We start from the raw sequence: 16,764 nt of genomic DNA, 5'->3' as shown, positions 1-16,764 counted from the left end.
CCGCGCCCCGCCGGGTCACCTTCCGCACGCTGGTCTCACCCGCATCGGCGTGCTGTCGCACATGTCAGCGACTGCCGGCCGGCCCGGCCTGGCGGCTCCACGGTGACCCGCCCGGGCGGCGACCGGGCCGTTTCTCTTTTCACCCGGCGAAATGAAAAGCATTGCCGCATTCATAAATCCATTCGCCGCCGTGGCAAGAGTCTATTGATAACCGTGTCCATTGCAGCCTTTGGCGAATTCCCCTCGGGCCTGTTTCAATTGCCCTGTCCCGAAGACGATCCGAGGAGGAGCCGGTGGGAGCTCATGCGCACGGACCCGACGAGGGGCACGGCGGCCACACCCACGGGGTGGCGGAGAACGCCGACCGCCGGTGGCTGACCCTCGCCCTCGCGCTGATCAGCGGCTTCATGGCGGTGGAGGTCATCGTCGGGATCGTGGCCAGCTCCGTGGCGCTGCTGTCCGACGCGGCCCATATGCTCACCGACGCCGCCTCGATCGTGCTCGCCCTCATCGCGATCCGGCTCTCGGCGCGCCCCGCACGTGGCGGATACACCTATGGGCTCAAGCGGTCGGAAATCCTTTCCGCCCAGGCCAATGGGCTTTCCCTGCTGCTGCTCGGCGCCTATCTCGGCTATGAGAGCGTGGGGCGGCTGATCGATCCGCCCGAGGTGACCGGCGGTCTGGTGCTGGCCACGGCGCTGGCCGGTGTGGTGGTGAATCTCGCGGCCGCGTGGTGCATGTCGAAGGCGAACCGCTCCTCGCTCAATGTCGAGGGTGCCTTCCAGCATGTGCTCAACGATCTCTACGCCTTCATCGCCACCGCCATCGCGGGCCTGGTGGTGGTGGTGACGGGCTTCGCCCGGGCCGACGCGATCGCCGGTCTGCTGGTGGTCCTCCTCATGATCAAGGCGGGCGTGGAACTGCTGCGGGCCTCCGGCCGGGTGCTGCTGGAGGCCGCGCCCGCCGGTGTCGAGCCCGATGAGGTGGGCGGCCGGCTGGTCGCCCATGAGCAGGTGGCCGAGGTGCACGATCTGCATGTCTGGCAGATCACCTCGGGCGAGGTCTCCCTCTCCGCCCATGTCCTGGTGGCGGCGGGCGGCGACTGCCACGCCGTACGGGAGGATCTGGAGGCGGTGTTGAGCGGCGAGTACGGGATCACCCACACCACGCTGCAAGTGGATCATCTGGACGAGCCCGCCGAGCGGGGACGTCCAGAGGGGGAGCACTGCCCGACCGCCCACGGTCCGGTGCACCGGGCCGCGTCGTACGGCCACTGAGCGGGGGCGGGACGGGGGTCCGGAAACGGTCGGCGGGTCGGGGGTCCGGGAACGGTCGCCCGGGATGGAGACCCGGGAACGGTCGGCGGGGCGGCCGTGTCAGGCCGCGGCCGGGGCGGCGGTCGGCCTGAAGGCGGCGGTCAGAAGTGTCTTCGCGAGCTGGGCGACCAATGCCTCCAGCGCGAGCTGGGCCAGCTTGACCAGGACGGTCGTGAGAATGTCGGCCATGAGTACCTCACTGGATGGAACACGAACGGAAGCAAGGCATCCGCTTCCAGTTCCCTAGCCTGACCGGGGTCGGAAAGCGGGCGGCACACACCGGGTGAGCGTCCGGTTAACGGACGGAAAGATCTGGGTGAGAAACGCCCGGGATGTCCCGTTCGTGAGCGGCGTTCTCAGACCGCGAGCGGCACCCGCCGGGGGAAGAGCAGCCGCGGCGCCAGGGCCGCCCCCACGGTGGCGGCGGCCGAGCAGCCACCGACGATCGACCAGGCCATCGGGCCCAGCGGCGTACAGCCGAAGAAGTGGCTGACCACCGGCGTCTCCACGATGGCGAACAGCGTGGCCGCCGAGGCGACGCTGGTGATCAGCACCAGGGGGCTGTGCCAGTCGGTCAGATACGTCTGGCCCAGCTGGGTGCCGACCAGCGCCGCGAGCCCCATGGTGCTCGCCCGCCGGGCCCGGCCCGTCATCCGCCCGCACTGCCAGGCCGCCGCGGCGCCCAGCGCGGTGGCACTGCCGCGCACCGCGAGGATCCGGCCCAGATCGGAGCCGAACAGCACGGAGGACGGGCCGCCGACCAGCGGGTCCTCACCGGACTTGTGCTCCCGGGCCCGGGCCAGGGCCACCGCGAGGGCGGGCAGCATGTCGGTCAGCAGATTCACCAGCAGCAGCTGACGGGTGCCCAGCGGCGCCCGCCCGGCCACCGCCGCGCCCAGAAGGGTGAAGGCGACCTCGCCCGCGTTCCCGCCGACCAGGATCGCCACCGCGTCGCGCACACTGCGCCACAGCGCCCTGCCCTCCCGCAGGGCGTCCAGGATCCGGGTCGGGTCCGGGTCGGTGAGCACCAGGTCCGCCGCGGCGCGGGCCGAGGCCGAGCCGTGGGCGGACAGCCCGATGCCGATGTCCGCGAGGCGGATGGCGGCCGCGTCGTTCACCCCGTCCCCGGTCATGGCCACCACCTGTCCGGCCTGCCGCAGCGCCTGGACGATACGGACCTTGTGCTCGGGAGAGACCCGGGCGAAGACGGTGGCACGGGAGATCCGCTCGACCCGTTCGCCCTCGGGCAGGGTGTCCAGCTCCGCCCCGGTGAGCACCGGCTCGGCGTCCGGGATGCCCAGCTCCCGGGCGATGGCGACCGCCGTGGTCGGATGGTCGCCGGTGACCATGGCGACGCGTACCCCGGCGTCCGTGAGCCGCTTGACGGTCTCGGCGGCACCCGGCCGCGTGGTGTCGGCGATGGCGATGAAGCCCAGCAGGGTCAGCTCCCGGGCGATCTCGGCCACCTCCGCCGTCGGCGTGTCGGACGCGGCGGGCCGGGTCTCGGCCACCGCCAGCACCCGCAGCCCGTCCGAGGCCAGCGAGTACAGCAGGCGCTCGGTGGCGCGCCGCCGCTCCGGGGTCAGCGGCACGGTGTCGTCCGCCGCCCCCGGGCTCAGGGCGTACGCGCACCGGGCGAGCACGATCTCGGGCGCGCCCTTGACGGCCAGGTGCGGGCGCCCGGACTGCGTGCCCAGACACGCCGAGAATCCCCGGCTGGCCTCGAAGGGCAGCTCGGACACCGGACGCCAGGCGCCGTCCCCGTCGCAGTGCGCCGCCGCCGCGTCGATGACGGCCTGGTCGGTGGCGTGGGCCAGCGCCCGCCCGCCCTCCGGCTCGGGACACGCCCGGGCCGCCGTGCGCAGCAGCCGCTTGCCCAGCGCGCCGCGGGTCGGCAGCTCCTGGTCGTAACCGGCGACCCGGGCCACGGCCAGCCGGCCCTCGGTCAGGGTGCCGGTCTTGTCGAAGCAGACGACGTCCACCCGGCCCAGGGCCTCCAGCACCCGCGCCGAGCGCGTCAGCACCCCGCGGTGCGAGAGCCGGCGCGCCGCGGCGGACTGCGCCACCGTGGCCACCAGCGGCAGCCCCTCGGGCACGGCGGCCACCGCGATGGCCACGCCGGTGGACAGCGCCTCGCGCACCGGCACCCCGTGCAACAGCCCCAGCAGGGTGACGGCGGCGCCCCCGAGGCCGGTGGCGGGCAGCGCGACCTTGGTGAGCGCGGCCAGCCGGCCCTCGATCCCGATGGGCGCGGTGGCGCGCCCGGCCAGTTCGGCGGCGCGCCCGGCCTCGGTCTGCGCCCCGGCGGCCACGACGACGGCGTATCCGGTTCCGGCGAGCACCGTGCAGCCCTGGTAGAGCATGCAGGACCGGTCCGCCAGGTCGGCGCCCGGCGTGGCGGCCGGGTCCTTGGCGACCGGCCCGGACTCGCCGGTCAGCCCGGCCTCGTCCAGCTCCAGCCGGTCGCTCACCAGCAGCCGGGCGTCGGCCGGTACGACATCCGAGGGCCGCAGCGCGATGATGTCCCCGACCCGGAGCTCCTCGGCGGCCACCGTGCGCACCGGGGCGGTGGTCAGCCCCGCGAAGAACACCTCACGGTCCACCGTCACCCCGTCCGCCAGGGACATCGCGGGCGCCCAGTCGACCAGCCGGCCGTTCATCCGCTCGCTCAGCAGCAGGCCGCGCAGCGAGCGCTCGGCCCGGAGCCGCTGTGCGCCGCTGATCATCGCGTTGCCCGCCATGACGCTGACGACGAGGAAGGAGTCCACTCCGGATCCCACCGCCGCGGAGGCCGCAGCGCCCAGCGCCAGTACCGGGGTGAGCGGATCGTGCAGCTCCTCGCGCACCGTGTGCACCAGCGAGACGGTGTACCGGGTCAGGGCCGCGAACCGGGCCGAGGCGGATCCCGCGGCATCGGCCGCCCCGGCCCGTACGACCATCCCGGCGGCCCTGCGCACGGGGCGCACCCCGGCGGCCCACAGCGCCCCGGACGTCCGCGACGCGCCCGGGTCCCCGGTCCCCGCGCCGCGCGACACGCCCGAGCCGTCGGGCAGCTCCGTTCCGTTCTCCCGGAACGCGCACAGCACGCTCAGGGTCTCCCGGGCCCCCAGGGCATGCCAGTTGCCGCGGATACGGGGCGCCGGTGCCGGGCGGCGCTCCACCCGGCGCGCCGCGCCGATCCCGCCGAGCATGGCCAGGAACGCCGCGCTGTACACCGGGGAGGTGGCCGGCCCGGCCACCGCGGGCCGGGTCCCCGCCGCGGCGATCAGCGCGCCGAGCGCGGATCCGCCCATCGACAGCCGGGCCGACCGCCGGCTGACCGAGCGCGCGTCCTCGAGCGCCCGTAGGACACGCCACGCGTGGAGCAGCCCCGGGCCGCAGAGCAGATCGGCCGACCAGCACACCCGGCCCGCGCCGCGCGCCGTGACGGCGACGCCGAGATCCGCCGCGCCCAGCGCCTCGTCGTCCTCGCCGCTGATCACCAACACGCCGTGGCCCTCGATCTGTAGCCGGCGCACCGAGTCGGGGAGCGACACGCCGAGGGGGAGCAGCTCATCGGCCCACGGAGCGATCTCGTCCGTGCTGGCGTGGCTGGTGAGCACCAGACGCCGCGCACCGCAGCGGGCCGCCGCCACCAGGGCGTCGGCCAGCGGGTCGAGTTCACAGCCGATCCGGATCCGGGCCTGTCGCCGGCCGTCCTCGCCGTGCAGATCCGCGGTCAGGGCCAGCGGGCTCGTCGGGGGCGCCGCGGGGAGCCCGGAGGGCCGCTCCAGCCGCCACGGGCCGCGCGTCCAGGGCCCCTCACCGGACAGCTCCCGCAGTGTGCGGCGGTCCAGGACGGACTGCGCCGCGCTCCACGCCTCGGCCTCCCCCAGATCGCCCACGGTGGTGACCGACAGCAGCCGCGGCCGGCCGGCGCACAGCACCCGCGAGTCGATCAGCACCGCCGACACGCGGTCCAGCAGCCGCAGCGCGGTGCCGTCCATGGGCACCACGCCGTCGCGCGCCAGCACATCGCCCAGCCGGGCGGCGAACGCCTCCCGGCCCATGGCGGCCGCCTTCGGCACCGTGGCCAGCAGCGCCTTGGCGGACTGCTCGAGGTCCCGGGTCCACGCCAGCAGCCCGCCCGCCCCGGACAGCGAGGCCAGTGAGGTGCGGTCGACACAGTTTTCCACCGGCCCGGAGGGCAGCGGCGCGGGCCGGGGGGTGGGCGGATGCGAGCGCGCCGGGAGCCCATCGCCGTCCGCCACCAACTCCGGTTCCCGGCGCTGCCATACGACCTGCCGGCCGCGGATCTCGGCAAGTTGCAGCACACGTTGCAGCGCGTCCAGGGCGAGCGGGGCCTCACCCCTGGTCAGGGCGTGCACCACGGCGTTCGACACGCCGATCAGGGTGTCGGCGTGGGCACGGCCCAGCCGGGACTCCAGCAGACCGCGCACCCGCGGCTGGAGCTCCGCCATCACCGTCGGGATCCGCAGCGCGGGGGAGAGGGCGGGGCGCATCGCGACCCGCCGGATCGTGGCCGTCATCAGACCCAGACAGTCGGCGGCGAGCGCGGTCGCGGCCAGCGTCGCCGGAGCGGAGGCGAACGGCGGTTGCGGACGGCTCGTCGGGAAGGCGTCCCCGTCCGTCCCATGGGCCTCCTCGACGCGCTCGACCAGCTTCAGCACCTCGTCGGGACCGAGCCGGTCCTCGTCGAAGTCGACCAGGACCTGGCCCAGTGCCGCGTTCACCCCGGCCCAGTTGACGCCCGCCACCTGCCGCAGCGCGTCCTCCAGCTCCTGGACCAGCCGCTCATGACCCTCGCCGTGGCCGGTCAGCCCGCGTACCTCCACATGAGCCCGGCCCGCCCGCGCCCACACCCTCCGGCCGCCGCGCCCGTCGCCGGTGTCCCGCAGGACATCGGTGATGTCCGCGAACCGCAGCCGCAGACCGTTCAGTCCGCGGGACGGTGCGGAGACGAGGCCCGTGAGCGCAGTGATGGGCAGCAAGGGCTGCTCTCCCCTCGGTCCTGATATGCCGGGAACCTAAAATCGGCCTATACTTACCTAATTCCGTCATAAAGTAATCAAAAGGACGTCCGGTAGGAGGAAGGCGTGAGCGCAGCGACCACATCCAAGACGGCCGACACCCGGAAGACGGGCACGTCCGCGAGGAAGAACGGCGACCGCACGGTGACCTTCACCGTCCCCCGTGCCGCCATGGCCACAGCGAACATCGCCACGATGCCGATCAGGACCGCACGGCGGGTGCTGCCCGCCAAGGGCGGGCTGCCGCTCTACCTCGGCCTCGGCGCGATGGGCCTCGCCGGAGTCCTGGAATGGCCGATCGCGGTGGGCGTCGGCGTCGGCTACGCCGTGCTGCGCAACCCACCGCCCGGCGCCGAGACCCCGAACGCGAAGGGCGCCACCGCCTGAGCCCGGGCCGCGCCACACAGCCGCCGGGACCCGGGCCCGCCTGGTGTCACGCCCGCGACGAGCCGTGATCCTCCAGCCTGACCGGTGGCAGGAACTCGCTCAGCAGGGTGCGGTGCCACCAGGCCCCGGTGGCCCGCCGCTCCGCCCGGGTGGTGAAGCGGTAGAGATACAGCCGCGCCCGCAGATGGGTGGGCGGCACTCCGGGGAACGGATTGGTCCGCAGCAGCTTCACCGTCGCCCGGTCGTTGACCAGCAGCTTGCCGATCAGCGGCGTGAACCAGGACCCGGCGTAGCCCGGTGAGAGCCCCGCGAACCACATCATCCAGTCCAGCCGCAGATGGTACGGGGCGTACTGGCGCGGCAACCGGCGCACATCGCCCGGCTTGCCCCGGAACTCATAGTCCTGCCAGACCGTGTCCGGGGTGAGGACCGCCTCGTCGGTGCCCTGGATCACCACCTCCTGCCGGCTGCGGTTGACGCTGCCGAACGCCCCGTAGGTGTTGACCAGGTGCACCGGATTGAACGAGAAGTTCATCAGCTGACGGCCCGACAGCAGATTGCGGGCCGGCCAGTAGCTGAGCACCAGCACCAGGGCGGTGGCGGCCAGCACCACCGCCTCGTACCAGACCGGGGGAGCGGCGAGGTGCGGCGGCCCCGGCAGCCCCAGCACCTCGGCGGCCCGGCGCCCGTCGACCGCCGGGAGCGCCAGCAGGATGGTCAGCCAGTTGAGCCAGGCGAAGTTCCCCGAGGCCACCAGCCACAGCTGGGTGACCACGACGATGCCCGCGGCCACGCTCGCGACCGGCTGCGGCGTGAACAGCAGCACGGGCACGATCAGCTGCGCCACATGGTTGGCCGCCACCTCCACCCGGTGCAGCGGCTTCGGCAGATGGTGGAAGTACCAGCTCAGCGGCCCCGGCATCGGCTGGGTCTCATGGTGGTAGTACAGACAGGTCAGGTCCCGCCAGCAGCGGTCCCCACGGATCTTGATCAGCCCGGCGCCGAACTCCACCCGGAACAGCAGCCAGCGCGTCAGCCACAGGATGAGCACGGGCGGCGCGGTGTGCTCATTGCCCAGGAACACGGCGAGGAACCCGGACTCCAGCAGCAGGGACTCCCAGCCGAAGCCGTACCACACCTGCCCCACGTTGACGATCGACAGATACAGCAGCCACAGCACCAGCCACGCCACCATCGCGACCGCAAGCGGCGCCCGGTCCGCCGCCCCCGCCAGCAGCGCGGCCGACAGCGCGGCCCCCAGCCAGGCGCAGCAGGCGAAGAACCGGTCGGAGTAGTGCAGCTGGAACAGGCTGGGCGAGCGGCGGAACGGCACCCGGTCCAGGAAGCGCGGCACCGGCGTCAGCCCCCGCTCGCCGAGCAGCGCCCGGCCCTGCCGGGCCGCCACCAGAAAGGCGATCAGATAGATGGCGGCCAGCCCCCGTTGGAAGACCAGCCGGCTCAGCCAGTAGTCGGATGAGGTGAACCACTCCATGGGGACCGCTCCCTGGGCCGGTGCGCTTTCGGCCTGCATATATCCGGTACCACCTCCGACGGGTGCCCGTCATGCGCCGGGTCATACGGCGGACCGGGTTCATTCGGTAGGGGGCCTAGGGGGGTGATGGGTTAGGGGTTATCGGTGCCGTGCCCGGTCCGTAGCGTCAATGCCCGGCATGGATCCGGAGGGAACCACCCAATGCTTCTTCTCGAGCACCGCCGCACCCCGCGCACAGCGACGACAGCGATGGCACCGGCGACGGCGGCGGTGGCCGCGCCGGCCGGGAGACCCAGATGACCGGGCAGCCGGTCCGGACCTCCGGCGGGCGGCCCATCGGGATCCTCGGCACCGGCTCGTATCTGCCCGCCGAGACCGTGTCCAACGAGCTGGTGGCCGAGCGCGCGGGGGTGACCCCGGACTGGATCTCGGCGAAGACCGGGATCCACCGCCGCCGTTACGCCGCCGACCACGAGGCCACCTCCGATCTGGCCGTGGCGGCCGCCCGCGCCGCCCTCGCGGACGCCGGGATCGGGGCCGATCAGCTCGGCTGGATCGTGGTGGCCACCTCGACTCCCGATCAACCCCAGCCCGCCACCGCCTGTCTGGTGCAGCACCGGATCGGCGCGACCGGCGCCGCCGCCTTCGACCTCAACGCGGTGTGCAGCGGCTTTGTCTTCGCCCTGGTGACGGCGGCGGGGCTGCTGTCCGCCGGGTCCGGCGCCCGGTACGCCCTGGTGATCGGCGCCGACGTCTACTCCCGCATCATCGACCGCACCGATCGGCGGACCGCCGTGCTCTTCGGCGACGGGGCCGGGGCGGTGGTGCTCGGACCCGTGCGTCCCGGCTACGGCCTCAGTGGATCGCTGCTCACCAGCGACGGCGCGCTCCATGACCTGATCGAGGTGACGGCGGGCGGCAGCCGCGCCCCGGCGTCGGAGAAGACCCTCGCCGACGGGGGCCACTTCTTCCGGATGCGGGGCCGCGCGGTCAGCGAATACGTCCTGGCCGAGCTGCCGCGCGCGATCAGGCGCCTGTTGGCCGCGCACCGCACGGACCCCGCGAGCGTGGACCACTTCATCCCCCATCAGGCCAATGGTGTGCTGCTGGCCAATGCGCTTCCGGAGCTCGGACTGCCGCGGGCGCGCACTCATCTGACGGTGGCCGAGCACGGCAACACCAGCGCCGCCTCCATCCCGCTGGCGCTCGACGACGCCCGGCGGCAGGGCGTGTTCGGCGACGGGGAGTTGCTGCTGCTGGCCGGATTCGGCGGCGGGATGTCGCTCGGCGCCGCGCTGCTCACATGGCAGGACGGCCACCGCGGTCCATGACCAACCCAAGGCCCCAGCCAGCGAAAGGACTCATCGGCATGGCACAGCGCTTCCCCACCGTCGCGGTGTTCGGGCTCGGCACCACCGGCCGCCACCTCGTGGACGCCCTGGTCCGCGGCGGCCGGCGGGTGATCGCCGTGGAGCGGGACGAACCGGCCCTGCGGCGCGGCCGGGCGGAGGTGGCCGCGCCGGGATCCGCCGTCGAGTTCACCACCGACCCGGCGGCCGCCGCGCGGGCCGATCTGGTGGTCGAGGCGGTCCCCGAACGGCTGGAGACCAAGCTCGGGCTGCTCGCCCGCGCCCACGCCGACTGCCCGCCGGAGACGGTGTTCGCCACCACGACCACCGGCCTCCCGGTGACCGAGATCGCCGTCGGCTCCGGGCGGACCGACCGCACGGTGGGGCTGCACCTCTTCCCGCTGGGCCCCGACCGCGAGCAGCCGGCGGTGGAGGTGGTGGGCACCCCGCTCACCGCGGACGCGGTCCTGGCCGACGTCCGGGAACTCATACGCGACCTGGGTCGGATCCCGGTGCGGGTGCCCGACCGGCCGGGCTTCGTCGGGGGCGCGCTGACCATGGCGTACCTCAACAACGCGGTGGCCATGTACGAGCGGCGCTACGCCTCGCGCGACAGCATCGACACCGCCATGACCCTCGGCTGCGGACTGCCGATGGGGCCGCTGGCCCAGCTGGACGCCATGGGTCTGGACACCGCGCGGGACTCCCTGGAGGCGCTGTACGAGCGCACCGGCGATCCGCGGTACGCGCCCGCGCCCACCCTGGCCCATATGGTGACCGCCGGTCTGCTCGGGGTGAAGACGGGCCGCGGCTTCTACGAGTACGGCGCGGGCGGCGCGGCGCGGGGCGGGGAGACGGACGGCCTGGGCGAGCCCGTACCGGCCCGTGCGGTACGGCGGATCGGGGTGGTGGGCTCGGGCACGATGGCCGTCGGGATCGCCGAGGTGTGCGCGCGCTCCGGCTATCCGACGGTGCTGGTGGCCCGGAGCGAAATGCGGGCTAAAGAGGCCACGGCCGCCGTGGAGCGCTCGCTGGAGCGTGGGGTGCGGCGCGGCAAGCTGGCGCCCGAGCTGCTCACCGAGGCGATGGGCAGACTGGCCGCGGGATGTGAACTCCAGGCCCTCGGCGCCTGCGATCTGGTGGTGGAGGCCGTGGCGGAGGACATCGACGTCAAGCGGGCCGTCTTCGCCGATCTGGACCGGGTGTGCGCACCGGGCGCGGTGCTCGCCACCTCCACCTCCAGCCTGCCCGTCATCGAGTGCGCGATGGCGACGCGGCGGCCCGAGGACGTCATCGGGATGCACTTCTTCAACCCCGCCCCGGTGATGCGGCTGGTCGAGGTGGTGCACACCGTGCTGACCTCCAAGGAGGCGCTCGGCACGGCGCACGCGGTGGCCGCGGCGCTCGGCAAGCGTGCGGTGGACTGCCCCGACCGGGCCGGTTTCATCGTCAACGCCCTGCTCTTCCCCTATCTGAACAGCGCGGTGGCGATGCTCGAGGAGGGCTGGGCCACCGCCGCTGACATCGACACGGTGATGGCGGCCGGGCAGGGCTATCCGATGGGCCCGCTGCGGTTGCTGGATGTGATCGGTCTGGATGTCTCGCTCGCCATCCAGCGCACTCTGCACGGCACCTTCCGGGACCCGGCCCTGACCCCGGCACGCCATCTCCGGCGCCTGGTCGAGGCGGGCCACCTGGGCCGCAAGGGCGGGAGGGGGCTGCATCTCCACGAGCGATAGCGGCGGGTCAGATGCCATGGGAACAGTCCAACGGCGAGGTGTGTGGCTCCGGAATTCATCGGCGCGGGAATAGGCGTGCCCACCCTCTGTCCGCTTTATGGCATGAGAATTCCCGGCGAATCACTTGCGGTTACCAGTGGCAACAGACATAAGAACCGCATTGGCGATCAAAACGGGCAAATAAATGTTCGAAACGGATCCTCGAAACCCTCTGTGTATGACCACTTCGTGTCGGAGTCAAGGATGTCGAGAGCTTTCCCGGGTGCGGCTAGGGGGTCTCGTGTATGCTGGCCGTTCCGAACAAATGCCCACGTGAACGGGGGTGGCGCAGGTTGTCAGGGTGTCGGTGCGCTTCGGCTGCCACGTGTTGCCCCAGGTGGGGGTGTCTCACTCGCATCGCTTTTGTCGATCGTCGGGCAGTCCGCTCAGAATTGGTAATTCGTTAACGATGATTTTACGTGCGGCGATGGTGGCGTGACCGGTAGGTGTATAGCTTGCTGGGAGGCGTTCGGACTGCCGTAGCAGTGCTTCGCGTCGCATTCGGGGGTTGCGAGCAATGGTGTTTTCATCGGCCAGAGCCAGACAATTCGACGCGCAATTCGAGAGACTTCGGCGGGCATTTTCCAGATGCCTGTCCGGGGAGGCGGGTATCGTGCTCGTCGAGGGCGCGGTCGGTTGTGGCAAGACCCATACGCTCGAAGCCGTCACGGCCCATGCGGCGAAGGCCGGAGCCCTCGTCCTCAAGGCATACGGAACCTCGGCCGACCGGGCCCCGCTCGGCACACTGCGCCAGCTCCTGGACTCGCCCCGGCTGCCCAGGGCGACCGCCGACCATCTGCGCCGGGCGCTCGACCACGGCGCCCTCGACGCCGCACCGCCCCGGGAAACCCCAGGTGGCGACCCCGTCGGCACGAACCCCAGCCATGTCCAGGGAGCCCGGGAGTTCCGTGCCGCACTCCATGAACTCGCCTCCCGCGAACCGGTGGTGATCTGCGTCGACGAACTCCAGCTCGTCGACGCGGCGTCACTTCAGTACCTGCTGTACCTGGCGACCCGTTCGCGCTCCGCCAAACTCCTCATGGTGTTCGCACAGGCGACGGACAGCGAACGACAAGACGCGGTCTTCAATACCGAACTGCTGCGCCAGCCCAATTTCCAGCGGCTGCGGCTGGAACGGCTGTCCTGGGACGAGACGGCACATCTGCTCACCACCCGTCTGGGACTTCCGGATTCCACCGATGTGGCCTACACCTGGTATGAGGTGAGCGGCGGTAATCCGTTGTTGTTACGCGCGGTGATTGACGATTACCGCACCGCGGGGGCGCCCCCACGGCGCAGCCGCGCAGTGGAGCCCGTGGTGGGCGACATGTTTGTGCAGGCCGTGCTCACCTGCGTCTACCGCAGTGGGCGCACCGTCTCCCGGCTGGCCGAGGGCATCGCGGTGCTCGGGGCGTCCGCCTCCCTCGAACTCCTCGGCCGGCTGCTGCGCATCGGCCCCGCCGGAACCCGCCGCGGAGTCGCCGCGCTGGACGCGGCGGGCCTCGTCGACGGTCTCGCCTTCCGTCACCCGTATGTCGAGGCCGCGGTGCTGGAGGACATGGACCCCGAGGTCCGGCTGGACATGAACCGGCGCGCCGCCGTTCTGCTGCACCAGGGCGGCGGGGGGACCCTCGCCGTGGCCCGCCATCTGCTCGCCGCCCAGGCCGCGGACGAGCCCTGGGCGGTGCCGCTGCTGCGGGACGCCGCGCAGCAGGCGCTCGCCGAGGACGACGCCAAGCTGGCGGTGGCCTGCCTGGAGCTGGCGTACGCGGCCTGCGCGGACGAGGAGCTGCGGGCCGGCATCAGGATCGGCACCGCCGGGATCATGTGGCGGCTCAACCCCTCGGCGTCCGAGCGGATGCTGGAGGAGCCGCTGGCCGCGCTGTACGCCGACCGGCTGCCCGCCTCCCATATCGGGCGGCTGATCGAGCTGTTGCTCGCCCACGGCCGGATCGAGGAGGCGCGCGGTGCCATCGGCCGGCTCAACGCCGTGATGAGCAACGCGGGACCCACCTCGATGTCCCAGTTCCGGCTGACCACCCGCTGGGCCCAGGAGTCCGGTGCGCAGGACCGGGCCCCCGGGGCCACGGCGCGCCAGGGCGAGGACGGCGGCGCCCTCCGTGCGCAGCTCAGATCCCGCAGACCCTCCGCGCTGTCGACGATCACGGCGGCGTTCAGCGGCTTCTTCGGCCGCGGGGGGAGCGAGGAGTCGCCGGTGGCCGCGGCGGAGAAGGTGCTCGATGTCTCGCCGCTCACCGACGCCACCTTCGAGCCCATCGTCAATTCGGTGAACGCGCTGGTGTACGCGGGCCGCCCGGACAAGGCGGCGCCGTGGTGCGACGCGCTGATGGAGGAGGCCGAGCGGCGCCGGGCGCCGGGCTGGCGGGCCATCTTCGCCTCGATCCGCGCCGAAATCGCCCTGCGGCAGGGCAATCTCGTGGAGTCGGCGGCCTATGCGACCACCGCCCTGGAGATCGTGCCGGGCCGCGACGGAAGCGTCTTCATCGGCGGCCCCCTGGCCAGCCAGATCCTGGCGTACACGGAGATGGGCAAGCATGACGCGGCGGCGCGGCATCTGAGCCGTCCGGTCCCCGAGGCGCTGTTCAAGAGCATTTACGGACTGGGCTACACCCGCGCCCGCGGCCGCTACTACCTGGCCACCAACCGCATCAACGCCGCGCTCGGCGAATTCCTCATGGCCGGCCGGCTCGCCCAGCTGTGGGAGCTCGACCAGCCGGCGCTGCTGCCCTGGCGGTCGGACGCCGCCGAGGCATGGCTGGAGCTCGGCGACCGGGAGAAGGCCGCCAACCTGGTCTCCGAACAGCTGGCCAGGAACGGCGCCGGGGACTCCCGGGTCCGTGGCGTCTCCCTGCGGTTACTGGCCGCGGCGGGCGACATCGAGAACCGGTCCCGGCTGCTCGGCCAGGCCGTCGAGGAGCTCCAGTGCTCCGGCGACCGCCTGGAGCTGGCCCGGGCGCTGGACGATCTGGGACGTACGCTGCGCGGATCCGGGGAGCTGGGGCGGGCCGACGCCATCATGGGCCGGGCCTGGCGGATGGCCAAGGAGTGCGGCGCCGAGGAGCTGTGCGCCCGGATCCGTCTCGACTCCGGTCTGGAGGCCCGCGATCCACGGCCGGTGGTGCGGCCGGTGTCCGGACCGCTCGGCCCGAAACCGGCGGTGCCGCCGTCCCTGGGCACCAAGCTCAGCGAATCCGAGGCCCGGGTGGCCGCCCTGGCGGTGGACGGTTATACGAACCGGGAAATAGCCGCCAGCCTGTTCATCACCATCAGCACGGTGGAACAGCATTTGACGCGGGTGTACCGCAAGCTGAATATCAGGAGCCGGCAGCAGCTGCCGACCGCGCTCCGGGCCCAGGTGGACGAAATCGCCTGAGCGAAGACGGGGCGATGTCCCGCGGAAGGGGTGGCCACACGCGGCCACCCCTGTTCCATGCCCACCCCTGATTACCCCCCTATCGCCGCGACAGACCTGGAGCGCGGGCCGGCCGCGTTGATAGCTTCTGGCCGCATGAAGGGCATAGTCCTCGCCGGAGGAAGCGGTACCCGACTGCATCCTTTGACACATGCGGTGTCGAAGCAGATCCTTCCCGTCTACAACAAACCGATGATCTATTACCCGCTGTCGGTGCTCATGCTCGGCGGCGTCAGGGAAATCCAGATCATCTCGACCCCGCTCCATGTGGAGCTGTTCCGCGCGCTTCTCGGCGACGGCGCCCGGCTGGGTCTTTCGATCGAGTACGCCGAGCAGCCCGAAGCCAATGGAATCGCCGAGGCATTCATCATCGGAGCCGAGTTCATCGGCGACGAACAGGTGGCGCTGGTCCTCGGCGACAATATCTTCCACGGGCCCGGGTTCTCGAAGATGCTGCACGATGAGGCAAGCCATGTCGACGGCTGTGTGCTCTTCGGCTACGGAGTCAAGGACCCCGAGCGCTACGGGGTCGGGGAAATGGATGAGCGGGGTCGGCTGATCTCCCTCGAGGAGAAGCCGGCCGCCCCCAAATCCAATCTGGCGATCACCGGTCTGTATCTCTACGACAACGACGTCGTGGACATCGCCAAGAACGTAAGACCCTCCGCACGCGGCGAACTGGAGATCACCGACGTCAACCGCGTCTATCTGGAACGCGGAAAGGCCAGACTGGTGGGGCTCGGCCGCGGATTCGCCTGGCTGGACACCGGAACCCATGACTCGCTGCTTCAGGCGGGGCAGTATGTGCAGCTTCTGGAGCAGCGCCAGGGCGTGCGGATCGCCTGTCTCGAGGAGATAGCCTTCCGCATGGGGTTCATCGACGCCGCCGCCTGCTATGAGCTCGGTGCGGAGCTCAGCAAGACGGACTACGGACACTATCTGATGGATATCGCGGCCAATAACCGCTGAAGGGTTGTCTCCAGTGCGCATAGTTGTGACCGGCGGCGCGGGCTTCATCGGCTCCCACTTCGTCCGGCAGACCCTGACAGGGGCGTACCCGGCTTGGGCGGACGCCCAGGTCGTGGTGGTCGACAAGCTCACCTACGCGGGCAACGAGGCCAACCTGGCCGAGGTCGCGGACAGCCCCCGGCTGCGCTTCGTCCGCGGTGACATCTGCGACGGCGAGCTCGTCGGCAAGCTGCTGCGGGACACCGATCTGGTGGTTCACTTCGCCGCGGAATCGCATGTCGACCGCTCGATATCCGGCGCCGAGGAATTCGTGCGCACCAATGTCCTGGGCACCCACACCCTCCTCAACGCGGCCGCGAACGCGGAGGTCGGAAAGTTCGTCCACGTCTCCACGGACGAGGTCTACGGCTCCATCGAAAGCGGCTCCTGGAGCGAGGAGGAACCACTCGAACCCAACTCGCCGTATTCCGCGTCCAAGGCGTCCTCAGATCTGCTGGCCCGGGCCTTCCACCGCACCCATGGACTGCCCGTCTGTGTGACCCGCTGCTCCAACAACTACGGCCCGTACCAGCACCCCGAGAAGGTCATACCGCTCTTCGTCACCAACCTCATGGACGGCAAACCGGTACCGCTCTACGGCGACGGCGGGAATGTCCGGGACTGGCTGCACGTGGACGACCACTGCCGCGGTATCGCCCTGGTCGCCGAGAACGGCCGCCCGGGAGAGGTCTACAACATCGGCGGCGGCACCGAACTGACCAATCTGGAACTCACGGAACAGCTGCTCGAACTGCTGGGCGCCGACCGGTCCCTGATCGAGCGGGTGGCCGACCGCAAGGGCCATGACCGCCGTTACTCGGTGGACATCGCGAAAATCTCCGCCGAACTCGGCTACCGCCCCGAGATGTCGTTCGGACACGGCCTCGCGGAAACCGCCAAGTGGTACATGACACACCGCGGTTGGTGGGAACCGCTCAAGAAGAGGTGACCACCCCTACGCCAAGGGTTAG

10 protein-coding genes are annotated in these 16,764 nt (G+C 71.6%); 7 read left to right on the top strand and 3 right to left on the bottom strand.

All coding sequences use genetic code 11. The features are described from left to right. The first annotated feature begins 293 nt into the window (after positions 1-293). A complete protein-coding gene (locus KHP12_RS09145; protein WP_210608770.1) occupies positions 294-1,277 on the top strand; it encodes a cation diffusion facilitator family transporter in 984 nt (327 codons plus the stop codon). Positions 1,278-1,376: 99 nt separating this feature from the next. On the opposite strand, the gene KHP12_RS52350 is transcribed toward KHP12_RS09145, so the two are convergent. Together KHP12_RS52350 and KHP12_RS52345 are read right to left on the bottom strand one after the other, a co-directional pair. Beyond that, positions 1,377-1,505, bottom strand: coding sequence for a hypothetical protein (locus KHP12_RS52350; RefSeq protein WP_269146172.1), 129 nt, complete (start codon positions 1,503-1,505; stop codon positions 1,377-1,379). 167 nt (positions 1,506-1,672) lie between these two features. Continuing rightward, positions 1,673-6,307, bottom strand: coding sequence for an HAD-IC family P-type ATPase (locus KHP12_RS52345; RefSeq protein ID WP_281429933.1), 4,635 nt, complete (start codon positions 6,305-6,307; stop codon positions 1,673-1,675). Positions 6,308-6,412: 105 nt separating this feature from the next. Between KHP12_RS52345 and KHP12_RS09135 the strand changes: the two genes are divergently transcribed. Continuing rightward, positions 6,413-6,733: a hypothetical protein gene (locus KHP12_RS09135; RefSeq protein ID WP_086883950.1), complete on the top strand. Its 321-nt coding sequence runs from the start codon at positions 6,413-6,415 to the stop codon at positions 6,731-6,733. 46 nt (positions 6,734-6,779) lie between these two features. Here KHP12_RS09135 and KHP12_RS09130 read toward each other — a convergent pair whose 3' ends face one another. Beyond that, positions 6,780-8,225: a lipase maturation factor family protein gene (locus KHP12_RS09130; protein ID WP_086883949.1), complete on the bottom strand. Its 1,446-nt coding sequence runs from the start codon at positions 8,223-8,225 to the stop codon at positions 6,780-6,782. Between the two features lie 296 nt (positions 8,226-8,521). Between KHP12_RS09130 and KHP12_RS09125 the strand changes: the two genes are divergently transcribed. The 5 genes from KHP12_RS09125 (at position 8,522) to rfbB (ending at position 16,742) form a co-directional block, all read left to right on the top strand. After that, positions 8,522-9,556: a 3-oxoacyl-ACP synthase III family protein gene (locus KHP12_RS09125; RefSeq protein WP_086883948.1), complete on the top strand. Its 1,035-nt coding sequence runs from the start codon at positions 8,522-8,524 to the stop codon at positions 9,554-9,556. 38 nt (positions 9,557-9,594) lie between these two features. Further along, positions 9,595-11,313: a 3-hydroxyacyl-CoA dehydrogenase family protein gene (locus KHP12_RS09120; RefSeq protein WP_086883947.1), complete on the top strand. Its 1,719-nt coding sequence runs from the start codon at positions 9,595-9,597 to the stop codon at positions 11,311-11,313. A 556-nt stretch (positions 11,314-11,869) separates the two neighbouring features. Further along, a complete protein-coding gene (locus tag KHP12_RS09115) occupies positions 11,870-14,746 on the top strand; it encodes a helix-turn-helix transcriptional regulator (RefSeq protein ID WP_086883946.1) in 2,877 nt (958 codons plus the stop codon). 135 nt (positions 14,747-14,881) lie between these two features. Then, positions 14,882-15,754, top strand: coding sequence for a glucose-1-phosphate thymidylyltransferase RfbA (rfbA, locus tag KHP12_RS09110; protein WP_086883945.1), 873 nt, complete (start codon positions 14,882-14,884; stop codon positions 15,752-15,754). Between the two features lie 13 nt (positions 15,755-15,767). Continuing rightward, positions 15,768-16,742, top strand: coding sequence for a dTDP-glucose 4,6-dehydratase (rfbB, locus tag KHP12_RS09105; RefSeq protein ID WP_086883944.1), 975 nt, complete (start codon positions 15,768-15,770; stop codon positions 16,740-16,742). Positions 16,743-16,764: the final 22 nt, after the last annotated feature.

It is taken from the genome of Streptomyces asiaticus, assembly GCF_018138715.1.
GTDB classification, from domain to species: Bacteria; Actinomycetota; Actinomycetes; order Streptomycetales; family Streptomycetaceae; genus Streptomyces; species Streptomyces asiaticus.
Note: the sequence above shows the minus strand (reverse complement) of the source record. Positions and strands in the feature narration are given on the sequence as shown.

Bases quoted from the DNA above. Each gene is read 5' to 3' on its own strand.
- KHP12_RS52350 (WP_269146172.1), bottom strand. From the start codon at position 1,505: ATGGCCGACATTCTCACGACCGTCCTGGTCAAGCTGGCCCAGCTCGCG.
- KHP12_RS09130 (WP_086883949.1), bottom strand. From the start codon at position 8,225: ATGGAGTGGTTCACCTCATCCGACTACTGGCTGAGCCGGCTGGTCTTC.
- KHP12_RS09125 (WP_086883948.1), top strand. From the start codon at position 8,522: ATGACCGGGCAGCCGGTCCGGACCTCCGGCGGGCGGCCCATCGGGATC.
- KHP12_RS09120 (WP_086883947.1), top strand. From the start codon at position 9,595: ATGGCACAGCGCTTCCCCACCGTCGCGGTGTTCGGGCTCGGCACCACC.
- KHP12_RS09115 (WP_086883946.1), top strand. From the start codon at position 11,870: ATGGTGTTTTCATCGGCCAGAGCCAGACAATTCGACGCGCAATTCGAG.
- rfbA (WP_086883945.1), top strand. From the start codon at position 14,882: ATGAAGGGCATAGTCCTCGCCGGAGGAAGCGGTACCCGACTGCATCCT.